Source organism: Lysinibacillus sphaericus, assembly GCF_006864135.1.
GTDB lineage: Bacteria > Bacillota > Bacilli > Bacillales_A > Planococcaceae > Lysinibacillus.
Genome location: NZ_SADV01000018.1, coordinates 1 through 19,060 on the forward strand (window position 1 = coordinate 1; position 19,060 = coordinate 19,060).

At 36.5% G+C, this 19,060-nt stretch carries 17 protein-coding genes and 2 pseudogenes; 4 read left to right on the top strand and 15 right to left on the bottom strand.

Annotated features, from left to right (window positions below; all coding sequences use genetic code 11):
- Nucleotides 1–251 precede the first annotated feature (251 nt).
- On the bottom strand, nucleotides 252–479 hold the full coding sequence (locus C7Y47_RS17590; protein WP_142509947.1) for a hypothetical protein: 228 nt from the start codon (nucleotides 477–479) through the stop codon (nucleotides 252–254).
- A gap of 336 nt (nucleotides 480–815) precedes the next feature.
- On the opposite strand from C7Y47_RS17590, the gene C7Y47_RS17595 reads away from it, so the two are divergent.
- Entirely contained in the window at nucleotides 816–1,376 is a 561-nt protein-coding gene (locus C7Y47_RS17595; protein WP_142509948.1) for a GNAT family N-acetyltransferase, read from the top strand.
- Between the two features lie 41 nt (nucleotides 1,377–1,417).
- Here C7Y47_RS17595 and C7Y47_RS17600 read toward each other — a convergent pair whose 3' ends face one another.
- Nucleotides 1,418–2,413, bottom strand: a complete 996-nt coding sequence (locus C7Y47_RS17600; protein WP_142509949.1) for a S66 family peptidase — start codon at nucleotides 2,411–2,413, stop codon at nucleotides 1,418–1,420.
- 18 nt (nucleotides 2,414–2,431) lie between these two features.
- Nucleotides 2,432–2,929, bottom strand: a complete 498-nt coding sequence (locus tag C7Y47_RS17605) for a GNAT family N-acetyltransferase (protein WP_142509950.1) — start codon at nucleotides 2,927–2,929, stop codon at nucleotides 2,432–2,434.
- A gap of 80 nt (nucleotides 2,930–3,009) precedes the next feature.
- Between C7Y47_RS17605 and C7Y47_RS17610 the strand changes: the two genes are divergently transcribed.
- A complete protein-coding gene (locus C7Y47_RS17610; protein WP_142509951.1) occupies nucleotides 3,010–3,372 on the top strand; it encodes a hypothetical protein in 363 nt (120 codons plus the stop codon).
- A 262-nt stretch (nucleotides 3,373–3,634) separates the two neighbouring features.
- Here C7Y47_RS17610 and mprF read toward each other — a convergent pair whose 3' ends face one another.
- The 3 genes from mprF to C7Y47_RS17625 form a co-directional block, all read right to left on the bottom strand.
- A complete protein-coding gene (gene mprF, locus C7Y47_RS17615; RefSeq protein ID WP_142509952.1) occupies nucleotides 3,635–6,157 on the bottom strand; it encodes a bifunctional lysylphosphatidylglycerol flippase/synthetase MprF in 2,523 nt (840 codons plus the stop codon).
- Between the two features lie 318 nt (nucleotides 6,158–6,475).
- Nucleotides 6,476–7,180, bottom strand: coding sequence for a response regulator (locus C7Y47_RS17620; RefSeq protein ID WP_142509953.1), 705 nt, complete (start codon nucleotides 7,178–7,180; stop codon nucleotides 6,476–6,478).
- A complete protein-coding gene (locus C7Y47_RS17625; RefSeq protein ID WP_142509954.1) occupies nucleotides 7,181–8,782 on the bottom strand; it encodes an ATP-binding protein in 1,602 nt (533 codons plus the stop codon). It lies immediately after the preceding gene.
- A 416-nt stretch (nucleotides 8,783–9,198) separates the two neighbouring features.
- On the opposite strand from C7Y47_RS17625, the gene C7Y47_RS17630 reads away from it, so the two are divergent.
- On the top strand, nucleotides 9,199–10,461 hold the full coding sequence (locus C7Y47_RS17630; RefSeq protein WP_142509955.1) for a dicarboxylate/amino acid:cation symporter: 1,263 nt from the start codon (nucleotides 9,199–9,201) through the stop codon (nucleotides 10,459–10,461).
- Between the two features lie 324 nt (nucleotides 10,462–10,785).
- Here C7Y47_RS17630 and C7Y47_RS17635 read toward each other — a convergent pair whose 3' ends face one another.
- The 4 genes from C7Y47_RS17635 to C7Y47_RS17650 are packed head-to-tail and all read right to left on the bottom strand — an operon-like array spanning nucleotide 10,786 to nucleotide 14,502.
- The gene (locus C7Y47_RS17635) at nucleotides 10,786–11,691 is read right to left on the bottom strand and encodes an ABC transporter substrate-binding protein (protein WP_142509956.1); all 906 of its coding nucleotides are present in this window, start codon (nucleotides 11,689–11,691) and stop codon (nucleotides 10,786–10,788) included.
- 4 nt (nucleotides 11,692–11,695) lie between these two features.
- Complete coding sequence (locus C7Y47_RS17640) at nucleotides 11,696–12,712, bottom strand: FecCD family ABC transporter permease (RefSeq protein ID WP_142509957.1); 1,017 nt, start codon at nucleotides 12,710–12,712, stop codon at nucleotides 11,696–11,698.
- Nucleotides 12,713–13,705, bottom strand: coding sequence for a FecCD family ABC transporter permease (locus tag C7Y47_RS17645; protein WP_142509958.1), 993 nt, complete (start codon nucleotides 13,703–13,705; stop codon nucleotides 12,713–12,715).
- 11 nt (nucleotides 13,706–13,716) lie between these two features.
- On the bottom strand, nucleotides 13,717–14,502 hold the full coding sequence (locus C7Y47_RS17650) for an ABC transporter ATP-binding protein (protein ID WP_255505240.1): 786 nt from the start codon (nucleotides 14,500–14,502) through the stop codon (nucleotides 13,717–13,719).
- Between the two features lie 243 nt (nucleotides 14,503–14,745).
- Between C7Y47_RS17650 and C7Y47_RS17655 the strand changes: the two are divergent.
- Nucleotides 14,746–14,931 (top strand): annotated as a pseudogene (locus C7Y47_RS17655) (IS1595 family transposase); the annotation flags it as partial.
- A gap of 160 nt (nucleotides 14,932–15,091) precedes the next feature.
- On the opposite strand, the pseudogene C7Y47_RS25770 reads toward C7Y47_RS17655, so the two are convergent.
- From C7Y47_RS25770 to C7Y47_RS17680, 5 genes and pseudogenes are all read right to left on the bottom strand, one after another.
- A pseudogene (locus tag C7Y47_RS25770) lies at nucleotides 15,092–15,543 on the bottom strand (transposase); the annotation flags it as partial.
- A gap of 47 nt (nucleotides 15,544–15,590) precedes the next feature.
- A complete protein-coding gene (locus C7Y47_RS17665; protein WP_142509960.1) occupies nucleotides 15,591–16,070 on the bottom strand; it encodes a hypothetical protein in 480 nt (159 codons plus the stop codon).
- A gap of 6 nt (nucleotides 16,071–16,076) precedes the next feature.
- Nucleotides 16,077–16,739, bottom strand: a complete 663-nt coding sequence (locus tag C7Y47_RS17670; protein ID WP_053483642.1) for a potassium channel family protein — start codon at nucleotides 16,737–16,739, stop codon at nucleotides 16,077–16,079.
- 459 nt (nucleotides 16,740–17,198) lie between these two features.
- Nucleotides 17,199–17,651 carry a TlpA family protein disulfide reductase gene (locus tag C7Y47_RS17675; RefSeq protein WP_053483465.1) on the bottom strand — a complete coding sequence of 151 codons (453 nt, stop codon included), beginning with the start codon at nucleotides 17,649–17,651 and terminating at the stop codon, nucleotides 17,199–17,201.
- Between the two features lie 562 nt (nucleotides 17,652–18,213).
- A complete protein-coding gene (locus tag C7Y47_RS17680; RefSeq protein WP_142509961.1) occupies nucleotides 18,214–18,756 on the bottom strand; it encodes a peroxiredoxin in 543 nt (180 codons plus the stop codon).
- Between the last annotated feature and the right edge of the window lie 304 nt (nucleotides 18,757–19,060).

The following is a 19,060-nucleotide window of genomic DNA, read 5'->3' on the forward strand; positions in this document are numbered from 1 at the left end:
GCACGAAGCGAAGCGTAGGAGGAGGCTCGGCGCTCGCCCGCGGAAAGCGAGCGGAATGCTTCGGAAAACAACAGTAGAGTCACAGTGCCAAATGAAAAAAGCGAGCTATTCAACGATTTAATCGTTGAATACCTCGCAATGTGAAAAGATATAGACTTTTTCAGCCCTCCCATTGAAGGAGGCCCTTTTTTCTATGTTTTGAAGAAACACTATTGTCTATGACTCATTAGCATAACGTAGGTTGATTTCCGTTACGGTTGAGCGCTTTCCTGGTAGCTTCCGATGAGCCGCTCTAGTTGTTGCTGTCGCTTCGCTTTCGCACAGAAAAAACCATGTTGCTGTCGCTTCGCTTTCGCACAGAAAAAACCATGTTGCTGTCGTTTCGCTTTCGCACAGAAAAAACCATGTTGCTGTCGTTTCGCTTTCGCACAGAAAAAACCATGTTGCTGTCGTTTCGCTTTCGCACAGAAAACATCCATTGCGCTCCAGGATTTCGGGCCAACAAATGTTTTTTGCGCGAAAGCGTAGTGCAACGAAGCGACAGCAACAGCACAATGTTGGTCACGAAGGCTTTATCACAGGGCGTGATGGTTTTAGCCTTCATTCCTCTATCGCTTATCCCTAAGGCGTCGCCCAACCTCCACTCCAATCAAATGTAAATCCCCTAATAGTGCATTGCTTTAATTTTTTCATTTTTCTCCCTTTAACCTTAAAATATCCCCTCTCAAACTCTAATGAATAGCTTCACAAGAATTTATAAATCTGGTTATAATTAGATAAACTTTAATGATTACACAAAATGAAGGGGGAGTTTTGTGAGCAATAACATTTTTAAACAAGCGCCACCTGTTTTAAAAACAGCACGATTAACGTTAAGGCCGATTTCATTAAATGATTCAGAAGCAATATTCAACTACACTTCTAGTGAAAATGTAGCACGCTATGTTACATGGGAACCCCACAAGAGTTTAGACGAAACAAAAGAGTTTATTGAATTAGTTTTAAGTGACTATAAACAAGATAATCATCTATTATGGGGCATCGAATTTGAGCAAAATTTAATTGGCACTATCGATTTTGTTTCTATTACTGACAAGCATAAATGTGCGGAGATAGGCTATGTTCTATCTGAAGATAATTGGCATAAAGGGATAACGACTGAAGCAGTTAAAAAACTAATCGACTTTGGCTTTAACGAATTAGGATTAGTGCGAATTCAAGCGCGATGCTTTGAAGGGAATATTGGATCCCAAAAAGTAATGGAGAAATCAGGGATGCTTTTTGAGGGGATTTTACGAAAAAGTATGTTTGTTAAGGGGAATCATCAAAATGTTAAAATGTATGCTATTACAGATAATGACTATGTTAAATCATAATTGGACTAAGCCCTGCAAAAAATCCGCAGGGCTTATTTAATCTATAACCATTGCTCAATACAATAGACTTTTTTAGCCGTTGCATCTAATCTTACTTGTTTTCCTATAGCAATTGGATGCATCGGATGTGTATGACATATATCGAATTCTGCTAAAATCGGAATATCAATGCCGTCTATCTGTTCAAGCAGTATTTCATATGGTTTACGTCCAGTCTCTAAATCATCATAGCGTTCATGCTTGCCTAAAATAATGCCACTTATTTTTTCAAATACTCCGTGTAATTTCAGCATCGCAAAATTTTTCTCAACGATAGCTGTATTTTTAGCGCAATCTTCTATTAATAAGATATCTCCATCATGAATTTCCGGGAAATAAGAAGTACCAATAAATCCATACATAGCATTTACATTGCCACCAATTAATCTACCTTCAGCAACTCCTTCTTGAATCGTCAACCATTCATTCTTATATAACTTTTTTTCCACCGTTTTTTCTAACCAATTGACGGGTTCATCTGACCAATATGTAGGCATTGGAATTTCGTAAGGTAATGATTGTGACTTAAAGAAGTAGTTCTCGAAGAATTGATATGTATCATTGACTAATGGTTCAAATTCCCCAAAGGAAGGAACTAATGCTGGACCGTAATATGTTGTAATTCCTGTTTTTGCGTAAAGTGCCAGTAAAATTGCCGTTGCATCAGAGTAACCAACGACGATTTTTGGATTGCTTCGAAACGCCTCATAATCAATATATGGCAGCATGCTATTTGAATTTGTACCACCGATTGTCGACATGATGATGGGGACGTTTGGATTTCGTAATAATTTATTTAACTCTTCAGCACGCTCTCTAGGAGTACCAGAGCGATAAATATCGGATTTACCAGTTAGACTTCCTTCAATTAAGTTAATATTTCTTTGTTCAAGGAAAGCTTTTGCACGCTTATATCGAGAAAGGGCACTGACGGATGCTGGAGATGATGGTGAAAAAATACCGATATTAATACTTCTAGTGTTTCTTCTAGAATTCATATACACACACCCTTTGTATTACAATAATTTTGACATAAAATATTCATCAATGTACTCACCATCAACATATAAGGAATGTCTCTTGGTTCCCTCAATTTCAAATCCCATTTTTTTATATAAAGCAACACCTACAGTATTGTTCGCCATTACTGTTAGTTCCAAGCGATGCATACCCTTTCCTTTTGCCCAATCGTCAAGGTGACTAAATAATGCCGTACCTATTTTCCGACCTCTATAATCACTATGGATACCTATGACAATATAGGCTCGATGTGAAACTCTAGATGGCATATTATTACCCTGAACAATTAAATAACCAACTACTTTCTTTTCTATTTCAGCTATCAATAAAGCCGAATGGCTGTTATTGTAAATATTCTCAATAAATTTAGTAAATTGTTCAGTCTCTAACTTTCGTTCACCTGGCCCGAATAACATTAAATTAGACTCTTCCGCATTTTTTATGACAGCTATGATCTGTTCAGCATCTTCACGTTTTGCCTCTCTTATTAACATTTTTATCGAACTCCTTTCTATGGCTCGTCATTCTATTTCAGCGGATGTGTGGGGCACCCGCTGAAATAAGTTAAAATTTGATGACATGTCATTTTGAATTTCTATTATTACAAAGCGCTAATGGAAAATCAAATATAAAATTACAATTTTTCCATAAACTTTATTTCATCATGAATCAATCAGCGATTTCGGTTCACTTATCAGCGATGTTTGTTACTTTATCAGCGATTCTGGCTCTTTTATCAGCGATGTTTACTATTTTATCAGCGATTCTGACTCTTTCAAGTTTTAGCGGCGTTCCTTGCTTGGTTAGCGGCGGAATTTCGTGTTTTAGCGGCGTTCTTCCTTTGGTTAGCGGCGCAACTCACACTTTTAGCGGCGAATTCCAACATAACCTGGACAATTTGACAAAACTAAAGTCAGAGTTGAAGAACATTGTATAGAATTTTACACAATATTAAGGACTTGACTCTCTTTCATCAGCGATGTTTGTTACTTTATCAGCGATTCTGACTCTTTTATCAGCGATGCCCTGCGTTCCGGTCCTTATCATTTTTCTGACTATAAAAATTCATAAAAAAGATGCATCGCAAAGTAATTTTGCAATGCATCTTTTTTGTATTGGCTTGCGACGAATGCGTTTCATTATGCTGACAGCACAACTTCTTAAATTCACACTCTTCTTTATAGTAAAAACTTAGTTACTTATTTTCTCTTTTTACCAATTAATAACGTGACCTGTGCCATTGTAAATGGCAGTGAGGATTTCTTTCGATATGCTATATACTTTGGCTCCCAAAAATCTGCATATTTTAATTTAAAGTTTCTTAATCCTTTAAAATGATAGAAGTACTGCCCATGTAAAAATATTTGCGCTGCAATTTTTTCACTTAAAAAGGAATACCTAGACTGTCCGACATTTGACAATGGCGACATCCCCATGTTAAAAACACGGTAGCCTTCTGCTTTTGCCCATTCAAAGAGCGATAGGAATATGAAATCCATCGTTCCAGATGGCGCTCCCGGCTTAAAACGCATGAGATCTACTGAGAGTCTTTCGCCATTATCGTACATTGGCATGAGACTAGCAAAGCCAATAACTCCTTCTGCTCCACGTAAAACGGCAATGTTTGAAGTGTTTAAATAGTGTTCATTAAAAAAGCCAAGAGAAAAGCCTTTTTCTGACCTTCCCTGCAACCATTTCGTTGATACTTCTTGCAATTCATTCATTAATTCCTGTGAGTAAGGAGGGCTTACTATTTCAACTGTAAAATGTTCTCGTTCAAATTTATTTTTTACCGCTCGACGTCCCTTCATTCCCTTACCAGCAAGTGTAAACTTATCCAAATCTACAAAAGCTTCTTCACCAAGCTTAAAAAAACTATACCCATGCTCATGTAAAGAAGGGAAAATTTTATTGTTAATTTCATAAAAGACTGGTGTATAACCATGCTTATCTGCCAATTCTAAAAACTCCTGAATAGCTGATAAAAAATCAGATTCATCTCCCACTGGATCCCCCAGTACAACAATCTTATCGGCATATATTTGATAAGAAAATAAAACTGTACCTTGTTTATTCCAATGTATAAATTTATCATGTAAAAAAATTAAATGTGAATACTCCGTCCCTTTATAGGTCATCAAATGATCTTTAATTCGCTCTTCTTGCTCACTTGATAAAAGCTTTTCCATTTTCTTATGTGCACGGATAAAATAACCTATATAAAAAATGACAATTGCTATTAAAATGCCTATTACTGCACTATAAAATAGGTCTCGGTAATCCGTAATGATATATTCCTGCAAAGCGACTGGAATATGAATTTTGGAAGTAGGTAAATTCACATAACCAATCAATACATACATCGCTGTAATGATTGTCACTGCAGCAAGATCAATCAAAACGATTCCCCATGTGAGAACGTTACTTTCACGGTAAAATTGTTTTTTTGAGGCAATTAACAGCCCTGCGACAACCAGTAAAAAAATAGCTTCTTCATAATCCAAGCCTTTAAAAATTGAAAATAGTGCAGAACTACTTAGCACAATGAGGCAAAGCTGATAGGCCCTTTTCACTTTATATTTAATCCCTCTACATAAACCTAAGAGAATAAAGCCAGCTGCAACAGTCATTTGATGAGAGACATGCATAATCGGCGAAGATAAAAATTCCTGAGCTATTTTTAGTCGACTTAAAATACCCGGCACCGAAGCTGATAGCAATAATACAATGCCAGAGAAAAATACCAATATCGTTAATAGCATGTGACTCAGCTTCTGAAGAACGACATTTGGCAAGTCATCCCATGATTGATTCCAACGTTCCCAATATTCTTTTACAAATAAAAGAGAAGAAACTAAAAATGGAAGCACAAAGTAACCAACTCGGTACAAAATTAATAGAAAAAGCACTTTTTCATCAGCGATTCCTAAACTTTGAGTCCCCCATAAAAAAACAAGGTCAAAAGAGCCCACTCCGCCAGGAATCATACTGACAATACCCGCACAGGAAGCAATTAAAAATATGGGAATTAAATCGGATAATTCTATTGGGATCTTCAAAATAAAAGTTAATATCCAGATAACTAAAAAGACTGCAACCCATTCAGTTACGGAAGTGCCCATCAATTGAAGAGAGATCTTTGGCTTTATAGAACCTGCTTTTTTATTGCGAATGAGAAGCATAGCAATAAAAATCGGAACATATAGGCTGACAAGAATAACTGCTATCTTTAACCACCGTACTTCTTTTAGCAATGGGAAGTCCCAAAAGAATATATACATAATCCAAGCTAACAGCGAAATCCCTGTTAAATAAAAGAGTGTTACGGAGGCAATGCTTTTTAACAAGTCTTCCTTATCCTCTTTATATTTCGAATAGAAATAATTACGTAAAAAAACACCAACTAAACCACCAAAGCCAATAAGATTGGAGAAGGTATTTACAACAAAAGAATGATTCAGTAGAAGACGGTTGTTTATTTTGATCCCTAATATTTTCACTAAAATAACATCATAAAAAATCATCGGTGTAATGGCACAGAAGGTGATAAAAAGAATAAATAAGAGCTCCCATATCTGCAGTTCATTCACTTCTTTCCGAAGTAAATGAACATCTATCCCACTTATCGTTTGTAGAATTTCATAAATTGCTATTGCTAAAAGCGCTATTGGAAATAGAATTTTCAAAAATTTAAATAGCGACTCTTTTCGAACGTTGAACATGTGTGTTAAACCTACTCCCCATTAGCTTTCTAAAATCAATTATTTCTTTAATTCCCATAAAAAATCCTCCGAAAAATAACATACCATTATTGTAACGGATTCTCTGCTATATGTATCGTCAAAACAAGTTTACCTATCGGGATAAAGCATATTTTATTCACTCTATTAAGTCTATTTGCTGCATAATGTATTCATCAACCCTTCATATTCCCAAAATCTAATCCATACTTTGGTGAGAAAGCAAATGATACTTCCATATCCCTTTAGTTTCTAAGCTTTCCCTATAAAAGATGTATTAAACAACTTTATAAGACACTCTTAAATATAATATCGATGGATAGGACGGCCCACATTTCCATATTGTATATCCACCTTTAATAGATCTTGTTTTTCTAAAAAATCCAAGTAACGTCGAGCTGTTACACGAGCCGTTCCAATATACATGGACACTTCTTCCGCTGATACGGCTTCGTTACTCTCTTGAATATAGGTAAGTACCTTGTCTAATGTCGCTCGGTTAAAACCCTTTGGTAGCTCGTCAATTATTATTGTCTCAGTGATCGGAGGAACAACTATTTGCTCAGGGATACGTTTCTGCATTAGATGATCCACATCATGCTGTGTTAGATCATGCATACCACTCATTTTCTTTCTATAAGCTTGATAATTCTTTAAAGTTTGTTCAATTCGTTCAAACGTAAAAGGTTTCATAATATAATCATAGACGCCTAGGTGTAATATTCTCTGTACAGTTGACATATCATTCGCAGCAGTTACGGCAATAACATCAACTGGAATATGTTCTTCGCGAATTTTCCCTAGCGTAATAATGCCATCCTGCTCTGGCATAAAAATATCCATAAAGACAAGTTCCGGATTTAGCTGCTTAATCTTCTCTATCCCTTCTATCCCATTGCCAGCATAGCCTATCAGTGAAAATCCTTTAATTTGCTCAATAAATTGCCTGTTCACTTCTCGTACCATTGGGTCATCTTCAATTAATAACACTTTTATTACATCCATCTACTCTTCTCCTATCTCAAATAAGATTAAGAAACTTGTCCCTTTCATAAATTCACTCACTACCTCAATATCACCATTACCTTTTCTTACTATTTCATGTATTAAATGCAAGCCGATACCACGATTCTCACTTGCCTTTGTAGAAAATCCACTTTCAAACATACGAGCTTGCACCCCTTCAGACATCCCAATTCCATTATCAGAAACAGCAATTGCTAGCACACCGTCATGCTCATCTACAGAAATAGCTACATATTTATCATGCTTTGAAAGAACATTTAGTGCTTCAAAGGAATTTTCAATTAAATTTCCTAACAAGACGACAAAATCGTGGTGATCTAATAATGGTGGAAAGCGTTTAAAATGACTTTTTCGATCGATTTCTACTTGTATGCCTAATTCCTTACCATAACTAACTTTACTTAGCAATAATCCTGAAATATTTTCATTATGAAAGCGTTCATTCAAAAACTTCGTTAAAGAAGCTTCATTTTCGGTAGTAGCTGTCACGTATTCAAGTGCCTGCTTTGTATGTCCCAATTGCAGAAGTCCTGCAATAGTATGAAGCTTATTTTTATGCTCATGTGTTTGTACACGCAGTGCTTGAACAAATGCTTTAACACCTGTTACTTCTTCCGCAAGTTTTTTAACTGCTGTTAAATCTTTAAACATAGCAACTGCTCCAACTAGCTCGCCATTTACAATAATCGGGACACGATTACTCAAAATACTATGATGATTGATGTAGAGCTCTTGATTGTATACTGGTGTTGCTGTTTCAACAATTTCAGGCAATCGTGTGTCAGGCAAAACATCATAAATCTTTTCTCCGATACAATCCTCTATCTTTCTAGTAACCCCTAATATATCAGCTGCTTTTTCATTAAAAATTGTAATATTCATTCCTTTATCGACCGCTATAATGCCTTCATGCATAGCATTGAACGTTTCTGTTCGTTCCACATACATCTTGGCAATCTCATGGGGCTCAAGCCCAAACATTTGCTTTTTAATATGTCGGCCAAGTGTATATGCCCCCCAAATACTAAAAACAAGAGATATAAGAATAGTAATAAAAATTTCATGCTCATAATTTTGCAACATTTCTATAAAAGTTGGCATCGAATACCCTACAATGACAATGCCTACTTGTACTTTTTTGTCGTCAATAATAGGGACAAAAGCTCGAATCATTACACCCGTTTCCCCTTGCGCCTTCGTTACATAATAATGCTCACTAAAGGAAGCATTTAAATCCTGTGATTCACTACGCTTCCCTATTTCTTTATTAACTGGGTGAGATAGTTTAATACGATTCATATTCATTACAACGATATACTCTGCTTTATTAACAACACGAATTCCATCTACAATTTTGTTGACATTTTTCGCTGCATCTTTAATATTGTCATTTTTCAAATGCATACTGATTTCTGGCACATTTGATACAGTCCGCGCAACGAGCATAGCACGCTGACCAAACTCCTTTTCTTGCTCAGTTAAGAGGTTTCCAAGTACAAAAATGCCACCAAGTAAAAAGGAGAATGCAATGATTAAAAATGTCACTAGCAGGATTTTGCCGTTTACAGGCATTTTTATCATTTAATATTCCTTCCTTTCCAAATCTGAATGGGACATTTTTTACTCATGCTAAGAATGTCACTTCTATCAATGATATGCTTTTAAGATTATCTTCAAAAAAATCTTTTGACAACAGTTTTAGTTGACATAAGGAGGAGAAAGTCATGAACTTAATGAACAATATTACGAAAAATTGACATAAAACGAAATTTTCTAACATTATTTATTTTTGTATTATAACAATAGTAAGTTATTCACCGAGTATCATAACAGTTTGAGTTATTGAAAACACTACGTTTTATTTAAAATATGGATGAATGTACTTAATGAACGATATGTTTCTTATTTTCTAAATCTCTTTTTCCTTAAAGGATTCGCTATGATAATTCTAGTAAAAACGATATCAAAGAGAAAATTTAGAAAAGAGGTAGCATAAAGTGAAATTACTGAAAAATCTGACCGTTCAAGTTATAGCTGCAATTATTCTAGGGGTGATTGTTGGGGCTATCTTCCCTGAGTTTGGGGCAAGCCTTAAAATCCTGGCTGATTTATTCATTAAGCTAATTAAAATGTTAATCGCTCCTATTATCTTCTTAACAGTTGTAATCGGAATCGGTAGTATGGGAGATATGAAAAAAGTTGGAAAAATCGGTGGAAAAGCGTTACTGTATTTCGAAATTGTCTCTACCATTGCCTTAGCAATCGGTATTGCTGTTGCATTAATCGTTAGCCCTGGGACAGGTTTAGATACTTCAGGTGCTTCCGAAGCCGATATCTCAAAATATACAACTGCTGCAGCAGAGTCTGAGCAAGGCTTAGGTGCTTTCATCTCTAGCATTATTCCTGAAAACGTTGTAGGTGCACTTGCAACAGGACAATTACTTCCTGTGTTATTCTCTGCCATCTTGTTCGGCTTAGCTGCTGCTTCTATTGGCGCACCTGCAAAACCTGTCATCACATTTTTTGAACAAGTGGCAGAAATTTTCTTCAAAATCGTAAATATGGTGATGAAAATATCTCCAATAGGTGCTTTTGGTGCAATGGCCTATACAATTGGTAATTTTGGGTTGAAATCGTTAGCCAACTTAGGTCTATTAATGGCTGCAGTATATATTACAATGTTCATATTCGTAGTCCTTGTTTTAGGAATGATCGCAAAATTCTTCGGCTTCAACATTTTTAAATTTATCGCTTATATAAAAGAGGAGATTTTCTTAGTAATTGGTACTTCATCATCTGAATCTGCCTTGCCATCTATGATGCGTAAATTAGAAAACTTTGGTTGCTCTAAACAAGTTGTTGGATTAGTAGTACCAACCGGTTATTCCTTCAATCTTGATGGGACGTCCATCTACCTATCAATGGCTGCCTTATTTATTGCACAAGCATACGGAATGGAATTGACATGGATTCAAATCATTACACTTCTTGGGATTTTAATGATTACATCTAAAGGAGCCGCTGGTGTAACAGGTTCTGGTTTTATCACATTAGCAGCAACACTTGCTGCTTTCCCAATGATTCCAGTCGAAGGGATTGCGCTATTAATCGGTGTTGACCGTTTCATGTCTGAGGCACGTGCCGTAACAAATTTAATTGGTAACGGTGTAGCTTGTGTAGTCGTATCGAAATCGGAAAAGGAATTTGATGTAGAAATGCAAGAACGTGCACTTCAAGGAAAAAATACTATTGTGTCCTAAGAACAAATGCGCTAAAGCGATGGAGAGCCCGAAGTAAAAGTAAAAGTAAACGCTCCACTACTTCGCCCGAGGGATAGAAGCGACCTCGAAGATGTAGCACTTTAGCCTAGACGCTTACGATGTTCTAGTTTGTCCACAGGCAAAAAATCTAATTTTTCTTAACTACATGGAAGGGTAGTGATCGCAGCTAGGCTGTTTTCACTACCCTTTTTTATTAAAAGTAAAAAAGTAAATTCCCCTAAAACCATTGAAACATTATGGTTTTAGGGGGAAAAGTGAAGGATTTCGCATTGTAAGATGTATTCTTATAAATAGACTATATTTTTATTTTTTTAATTGGTCATATAGTTGATCCATTGCCATTGAGTTCCCAAGAGCTGAATAGTCTAACCAAGGTTGATCTGAAACAACAAAAATTTGGCCCTTTTGAACAGCTTTTAGAGATTTCCATATAGATGATTCAGCAAGTTCTTTGTATACTTTTTCAGCTTCTTCGTTGCTATTTACTACAACAAATATAATATCTGCATCGTAATCACCAATAACTTCTTTTGATATCACTTGATAAGGCTCTTCTGTACCCATTTCTGTAATTCCTGTAGCAGGTTCAAGATTTAAGTCTTTAAATAATATTGGGCCCATTGGTCGTGCTGTTGAGAAAACACGTAATTCTTTATCTGTAACACGGATTGCCATTGCTGTTGCATCTTCACCATATTGTTTAGCAAGTAAAGATTTTACTTCCTCCGTTTTCTTTTCGTAATCTGCAATAAATTGTTTCGCTGATTCTTCTTTTTTGAATTTTTCTCCAAGTAATGTTAAATGATCACGCCATGTTCCTTCATCTAAGTTATATAGTTGAACGGGTGCAATTTTTTTGTAGTGTTCTAAATTCGCTGCTGCAAATTCTTCATCTGCAACGATAACATCTGGTTCGGAGGAAAGTAATGATTCCATATCAACATCTTTTGCAGGGCCATATTTTGTAGCTTCTGTTAAGTATGGAGCTGCTTGTGGTAAAAAATCACCTAATGTACCGCCAACTACAGAACCAACGGGGGTAATATCTAGGGCAATTAAGTCATTTGTTAAGTGAATTGATAAAGAGCCAATACGTTGTTCTTCAACTACTTTCGTTGTTGAATTAGATGTTGTTGATTCTTCCTTTCCACAAGCACCTAAAACTGCTGTTAATAGAGCTAAAGTTACTGGTAAATACCATTTTTTCATATTGTTATACACTCCTGTTGTTTTTTAATAGTAAATAAATAAAATAAGGTCCTCCAATGAAGGATACCAATATACCTGCTGGGATTGGGTTTGCTTCAAATAGAGAACGACCAATCGTATCAGAAAGTAGTAAAATGCCAGCGCCAATCAATGCAGATAAAGGTAGGTTGAGGCGATAGTCACTGCCAACTAATTGACGTGCCAAATGTGGCGCTAAAAGTCCTAAAAAGCTAATATTACCTACGATGGCTACTGAAACGCTTGATAACACCACAGCGAATATCAATGCGCTATTTTTTGTGCGCTTTACATTAATTCCCGTTGTTTGAGCGAATGCCTCTCCAACTTGTAAAAGGTTTAATCGATGCGCTAAGTGATAGGCAAGAAAACTAAATAGAGCAACCCATGGAATTAAAATAGAAACATGAATCCAATGACGCCCCCAAATATTCCCAAGTAACCAACTAGCTGCAAAAGAATAAGTATCTTTACTTAAACGTAATGATAAAAATAGCGTTATTGCATTAAAAAGTGCCGATACAGCAATACCAATTAAAATCAATTTATTTGTATTGATACCGCCATTTTTTGATTTTGCTAAATAAACAATCAAAACGGCGGCCAAAGCACCACCTGAAAAGGCGAATAAAGGTATTAAAATTTCAGCATATAAAAATTTTTGACTGAAAAAGCTCATGAATATAATTAATCCACATGAAGCACCCGCATGGAGACCTAATAAACCAGTATCCGCTAAATGGTTGCCCGTATAGGATTGGAGTAATGATCCTGCCACAGCGATACCAGCACCACCGACTAATGCCATCAAGATGCGGGGTAATCGATACTCAAATAATACGAGTATACTATTATCCTGCCCTTGACCAAATAGGTTATTCACCACTTCTGGTAAAGAAAGTTGATAGCTTCCTGTGTTAATTGAAAAGAAAAATGTTAGAAAAATGAATATCAAAGTGATCGAGATGTATAAAAGAAATGGAATTCTTCGCTTTGGTGCCATTTAAGTTCCCTCCAGTTTCTTCGCTACAACTAGAAAAAATGGCACACCAATAAAGGCAATTAATATTCCTAATGCAAGCTCTTTAGGTGCAAAAATTATTCGAGCTGATAAATCAGCGATTACTACAAGTGTACTCCCTAATAAAGCACTTACTGGAATATTCCAACGGTAATCATGTCCAACAAATTTACGTGAAAGATGAGGGATAATTAGTCCAACAAAACTAATAGAACCACCGACTGCAACTCCAACACCACCAAGTAAAACGATAACACCCATACTTGTGAATAGTAAGAACTTAATGTTAATACCTAAACTCGATGCCATTTCTTGGCCTGTACTTAAAATCGTTAATTGCTTACCAAGTAATGTTGCAATAATGATGGATACGATAACGATAGTAATCAATAAAGGAAGTTGCTTCCACGTAACACCTGCAACTCCACCTGCATACCAAAAAGCCAATTCTTGATTCAAATCAAAATAAATGGCAATACCAGAACTAATTGCATGTAGAAATGCAGCAATCACTGCCCCAGCAATTGTAAATGTAAAAAGGGAAAGATTCCTACGAGCGACTATACCGATTGAAAAGACAAGGAAGGTCGATAGTGCGGCCCCGATGAATGAAAAGAACGTAAGCCAACCGTAGGAAATCGCTGGATAAAATGCAAAACAGATAGTCACAAGAAGTACTGCCCCACCGTTGATTCCTAAAATGCCTATATCAGCAAGGGGATTACGTGTGATTGCTTGAATTACTGTACCAGCGACTGCGAAAGCAGCTCCAACAAATACGGCCCCTAGCACTCGTGGTAATCGAACTTCATAAATGATCTGATGTAAGTTATCCTCTGAGTTGTATTGGAAAATGGATGTCCACACTGTGATAAAGGGAATATTTTTAGCCCCTATACTGATTGCAAAAATAATGGAAGCAAAACAGATAATTAAAAGTACGAATATCGTGATCCATTTGTGCCAAATTGTCATCACATCACCTCTTATAAACTAGTGTCATAAGATAGACAAATTGGTTTTTTAGTATAAGGATCTTCACTAATGACAGCATCTATTTGAAAAACCCGCTTTAAATTATTAGTAGTCATCACTTCATCAACGGTTCCAGCTTTTACGATTTGACCAGAATTCATTGAAATCATATAGTCTGAATATCTAGCTGCTAAATTTAAATCATGTAGTACCATAATAATGGTACGATTTTCTTCCACATTCAATTGTTTAAGAAGTTTCATTAAATCAAGTTGATGTGCAAGGTCCAAATAGGTTGTGGGCTCATCTAAATAAATAATGTCCGTTTGCTGAGCTAATGCTAAAGCAACCCAAACGCGTTGACGTTGCCCACCCGACAATGAATCAACAATAGAATTTTCTACGTCATTTAACTTGGTCTTGGAGATTGCCCAGTTAATAATTTCTTGATCTTGAGAGCTTAAAATACCGAAATTCCCTTGATGGGGATACCTTCCGTAAGCAATAAGTTCACGTACTGAAATGTTAGAAGGTGCAATCTGAGACTGCGGAAGTAATGCCATTTTTTTCGCCAAATCTTTTGTTTTATATGAGGTTAAAGCTTGTCCATCTAATAAAATTTGACCTTTGGAATAAGGCAATATTTTTGTTAGAACCTTTAATAAAGTTGATTTCCCACAACCATTCGGTCCAATAATTGTTGAAATACTATTATCTGGAATATGTAATAATAGGTCTCTAAGAATAATATTTTTATCATATTTTACTTCGATGTCGTGTGCAGAAATTCGAAACAATTTGTTAGTCTCCTTTTGATGAGAATGATTATCATTATCGAATTGTATTCTATTTGCATTTTAAAGTCAATATAGCATTAAAAAATAAGTTATTTAAATATAAGTTAAATTAAACATCGTTTATTCATTTTCATCCACTTATAAAAGCGTTTAAATAAGCTAAGAAAGGTACATTCAGTTTATTCTGCTCTGAACTCTATTCTATTCTTTTCCTTCTAGAACCCCAAAAAACACCATTCCCTAAGTGGAATGGTGTTCACTGATACGGCAACGAATTATAAAAAGTTCGCTAAGATAAAAGGATTACAACACGAAACAGTCAATGAGCGACAAAAGCAGCGTGTAAAGGAGGGAATTTACCACATTCAACACGTTAATAACTTTCATAATCGCTCGAAAAAGTGGATGGAGCGTTTTCAAGGAGTTGCGCAATGTTGGGGTGCTGTACTCTTTCAGCACCTTAATCCAGATGAACTCCAATTTCTTTATACTTTAAATTTAATAAGATTTTTGCTCGAAAGTGATCGAAGCGTCGAAAGCCATATGCATTCCGTTTCATCACTTTTGTTTATTATTAATGCCTTCTAGAGCGCTGTAAATACCACTGTTGTTTCGGTGATAATTTAGATGCACGTTTATAAAATATATGACGCATACGATTACACTTTGTGCGATTGTATTTATCCCATTCTTTTTGTACTTGTCGGCGCACTTCATCCATTGCCCAATAAATATAACGGCTAAAATGAAAGCGGTCTGCCACAATAACAGGTCGACCTAGCGCTTGACGAACAGCTGCTTTAAAACTTGGATTCATATCCATAACCACTATTTCAACATCGGCTCCATGCTGACTTAAGTAATTTTTTATTGTTTCTTTTTTACGATTCGGTAAAATATCGATTGGTTCGCGCGTCTCCGCATTGCAATGATTAGCTGATACGTACCTGCATCTGTATCGCCTTTATACTCATCAATCGCAATCACTTTTGGTAAACGTACACCCTCTACTAATTGTTTATTCGCTACCTTTTTAAAACGGTGCTTAAAATTGTGTGATTACCCCAACAAATATTATAGAACCTTTTTTATTTAACATATTGTTCAAGCAAACGTTGCGTATTTGTTGATTGTTCAAGTGCTTTTTTCTCTTTTGCCCAATAAATCAAATATTGCTGATCCCCAACATTAAAAACCATCTGCTGTAATTCTTCACTGAGCTCAGAGCTAATCGCAACTTTTAAAATATCTACCTCATATAAAGGCTCTCCTTTAATTTCGTAGACAATATGATAAAGTGGTTTTTCTTCAAATATAGCTCGTTCTTTTTTGCTTAGTTTCTTTACATGGCTAAGCGGATAGTTTTCAATATAGGCTTTTGCATCTTGACCTGTTGCACTAAATAAAGATTGCTCCCCTTTAAATAGCTCGATTGCATCAATTTCTGCAGTGTGATCTAAAATACGAGAAATAGCCTCTTGCTCATTTTTGTCGCGAGATTGCCATGTAAAAGCGCCAATAAGAATAATTGCTGCAAATATAACTAGTTTCCATCTTCGTTTATTCATTTTTCATTACCCATTCAATGCCTTTTTGACAAAGCGGTTAATATCTACATCAGCCCCAATGACAAGCATAATATCTCCTAGCAAAATTTTATCACTCGCCTGCGGAGATACGATGATATCTGCACCACGCTTAAGACCTACAATATTAATCCCGTACTTTGCACGAATATCTAGATCCATAACAGAGTAACCTGCAATCGCATCATTGGCTTTAAGCTCCATAATCGAATGTTCATCCGAAAGCTCTAAGTAATCGAGCACTGTATTAGACAACATATTATTGGCAATACGTATCCCCATATCTCGCTCAGGATGCACGACAAAATCTGCGCCAATTTTACGCAGTACTTTTTCATGGTAATCATTCTGAGCTTTTACAGTAATCTGCTGAACACCAATTTCTTTTAAAATAATAGTCGTCAAAATACTAGCCTGAATATCTTCACCAATCGCTACGATAACATGCTCAAAATTACGAATACCTAATGAATTTAATACCGATTCATCCGTCGAATCTGCGATAACGGCCTGTGTGGCAATCGAAGCAAACTCGTCCACCCGCTCTGAGGAATGATCTATCGCCATAACTTGTGCGCCTTGACTCATTAGTTCGCGAACAATGCTTCCTCCAAAACGTCCAAGTCCAATGACAGCAAACTCTTTTTTCATCATTAAAAATCCCTCCGAAAACTACTATACCCTTATTGTAACGTATTCTTTGCTATATGTATCGTCAAAACAAGAGACTATTCTTCAATAAAAGACATCTCTAAGATAATCATTGTAGGAATCCCCTGCTCCTATTCAAGAACACTAGGTTCTTTTTTATACTTGAGGTACTTCTTTGGACGTACGGTTTGATAACTTTTTCGTTCGGGTACTTCGAGAAGTGATCAGGTGAGAGACGAAACTGCTCTCAGCTTGCCCTAAAATGTGATCAGGGTAACCTCTTTTTCGCTCGGATCACGCCTTGATTTGATCGGATTACTCCCTTTTTCGCTCGGGTCGGATTAGGAACGTTACACCCGATTTTTTCCCCAGTAACTAGGATACTCTCCGATTCCCCTCCCGTATTTTTTCAATAAAAAAGACGGGGAATACAATATCCCCGCCTCGTAATCTGCTCTTTTATGCGTTGCGCATTTCATCTAAAACACGATTCACACGTTTTTCTAGCATTTTCATACCGCTACCACCAGCTTGCATGTGACGAAGCTGACCATCTTTATCGAACACAAAATACGCTGGTACGTATTGGTTTTCAAAAGCATCCGTTAGCTTTAATTCGCTATCCACAAAGATTGGTTGAACAATGTCATGCTCTGCTGCTACCGATTTGATGGTTTCTAAATTTGTATCTTCCTCAGAGCGTGGCATATGCACTGCAATAACGTTTAACTCATCTTTGTATTGATCACGGAAATTGTTCACATCTGGCATTGCCTCTTTACATAAATGGCAACTAACTGACCAGAAGTGGATTAATGTTGGTTTTTCGCCTACTAAATCCGCTTTTGTTACTTCACCATTTAACCAAGTCGTTGCGCCTACAAGTTCAGGCATTTGTTCACGAAGTTTCATAAAACATTCTCCTTTTTCCTTTTTCTAGGATCATTATCAAAACGTGTGGTTGATTTCCGTTCCGGCTGGGCGCTTTGTTGCTGACGCTTCGCTTTCGCACAGAAAAAACATTTGTTGCTGACGCTTCGCTTTCGCACAGAAAAAACATTTGTTGCTGACGCTTCGCTTTCGCTACAGAAAACATTTGTTGCTGACGATTCGCTTTCGCTACAGAACACATTTGGTGCTGCCGCTACGTTAACACTAAAAACATCCGCTGCGCTGCAGGGTCTCGGGCCAACACGACGTTGGTCACGAAGACGTTATCACAGGATGTGATGCTCTTAGCCTTCGTTCCCCTATCGCTAATCCACGAGGAGTCGCCCAGTCTCCACTCCAATCAACTTATTTACATAGTAGCGTTTTAACAAAAGTCATCCGCAATTTTTGGTGATGAACCTTTTTCTATATCAAGTTTAAAAAAATCCCCACAAACTTGCTGTGGGGACTCTTTATTTTTAAATGATCAATTTCGCCAAACCTCGAATTCAGTTCAATGCCTGACATAAAAACTCTACTTAAATTATAGAGTTGCTTGACCTGGGCGCCAGTTTGCTGGGCAAAGACCACCAGTTTGTAAAGCTTGAAGTACACGTAAAGTTTCGTCTACATCACGACCGATGTTGTTATCGAATACTGTTTGGTATTTTAATTCACCTTCTGGGTTGATGATGAATAAGCCGCGTAGTGCGATACCTTCTTCTTCAATTAATACACCATATTCTTGTGAAATTTGGTGATTTGTATCTGCTGCTAATGGGTATTTTAACTCACCAAGACCATTTTTAGTGCGGTCAGTGTTAATCCAAGCTAAGTGAGTGTGGATTGTATCAGTAGAAACACCGATTACTTCTGCATCTAAGTCTTCGAACTCATCGTAACGATCGCTCATTGCAGTGATTTCTGTTGGACATACGAAAGTGAAGTCCATTGGATAGAAGAAAAGAACTGTCCATTTGTCTTGTGCTTTAATGTCTTGTAACGATACTTTACCAAATGATTTGTCTGGAAGTACTGCTTCCATTGTAAAGTCAGGTGCTTGTTTACCTACCATGCGTTCTGCCATTATAAATCCCTCCGATTAAATATGTAGTGTATATATTCCATCCGCACCAGCGAACTCGTCTTCTACGATAACAGAGTAATCGTAGTTTTTCAAACAAGTAAACTTCACAAAAGTGCACATATTAAATTGTCTGACAAATTTCCGTCAAATCCCCAAATGGAATAGTTGCTACAGCCTATTTATTAGCTATTTTTAACATTTTTATTCTAGTTTAAACGAAATTTTTCTACGCTACATTTATGTATAATTTCTAAAAATTTCATCTACTTTTTTTTGCTAAAAAACGATTGCAAATTCTTTATTA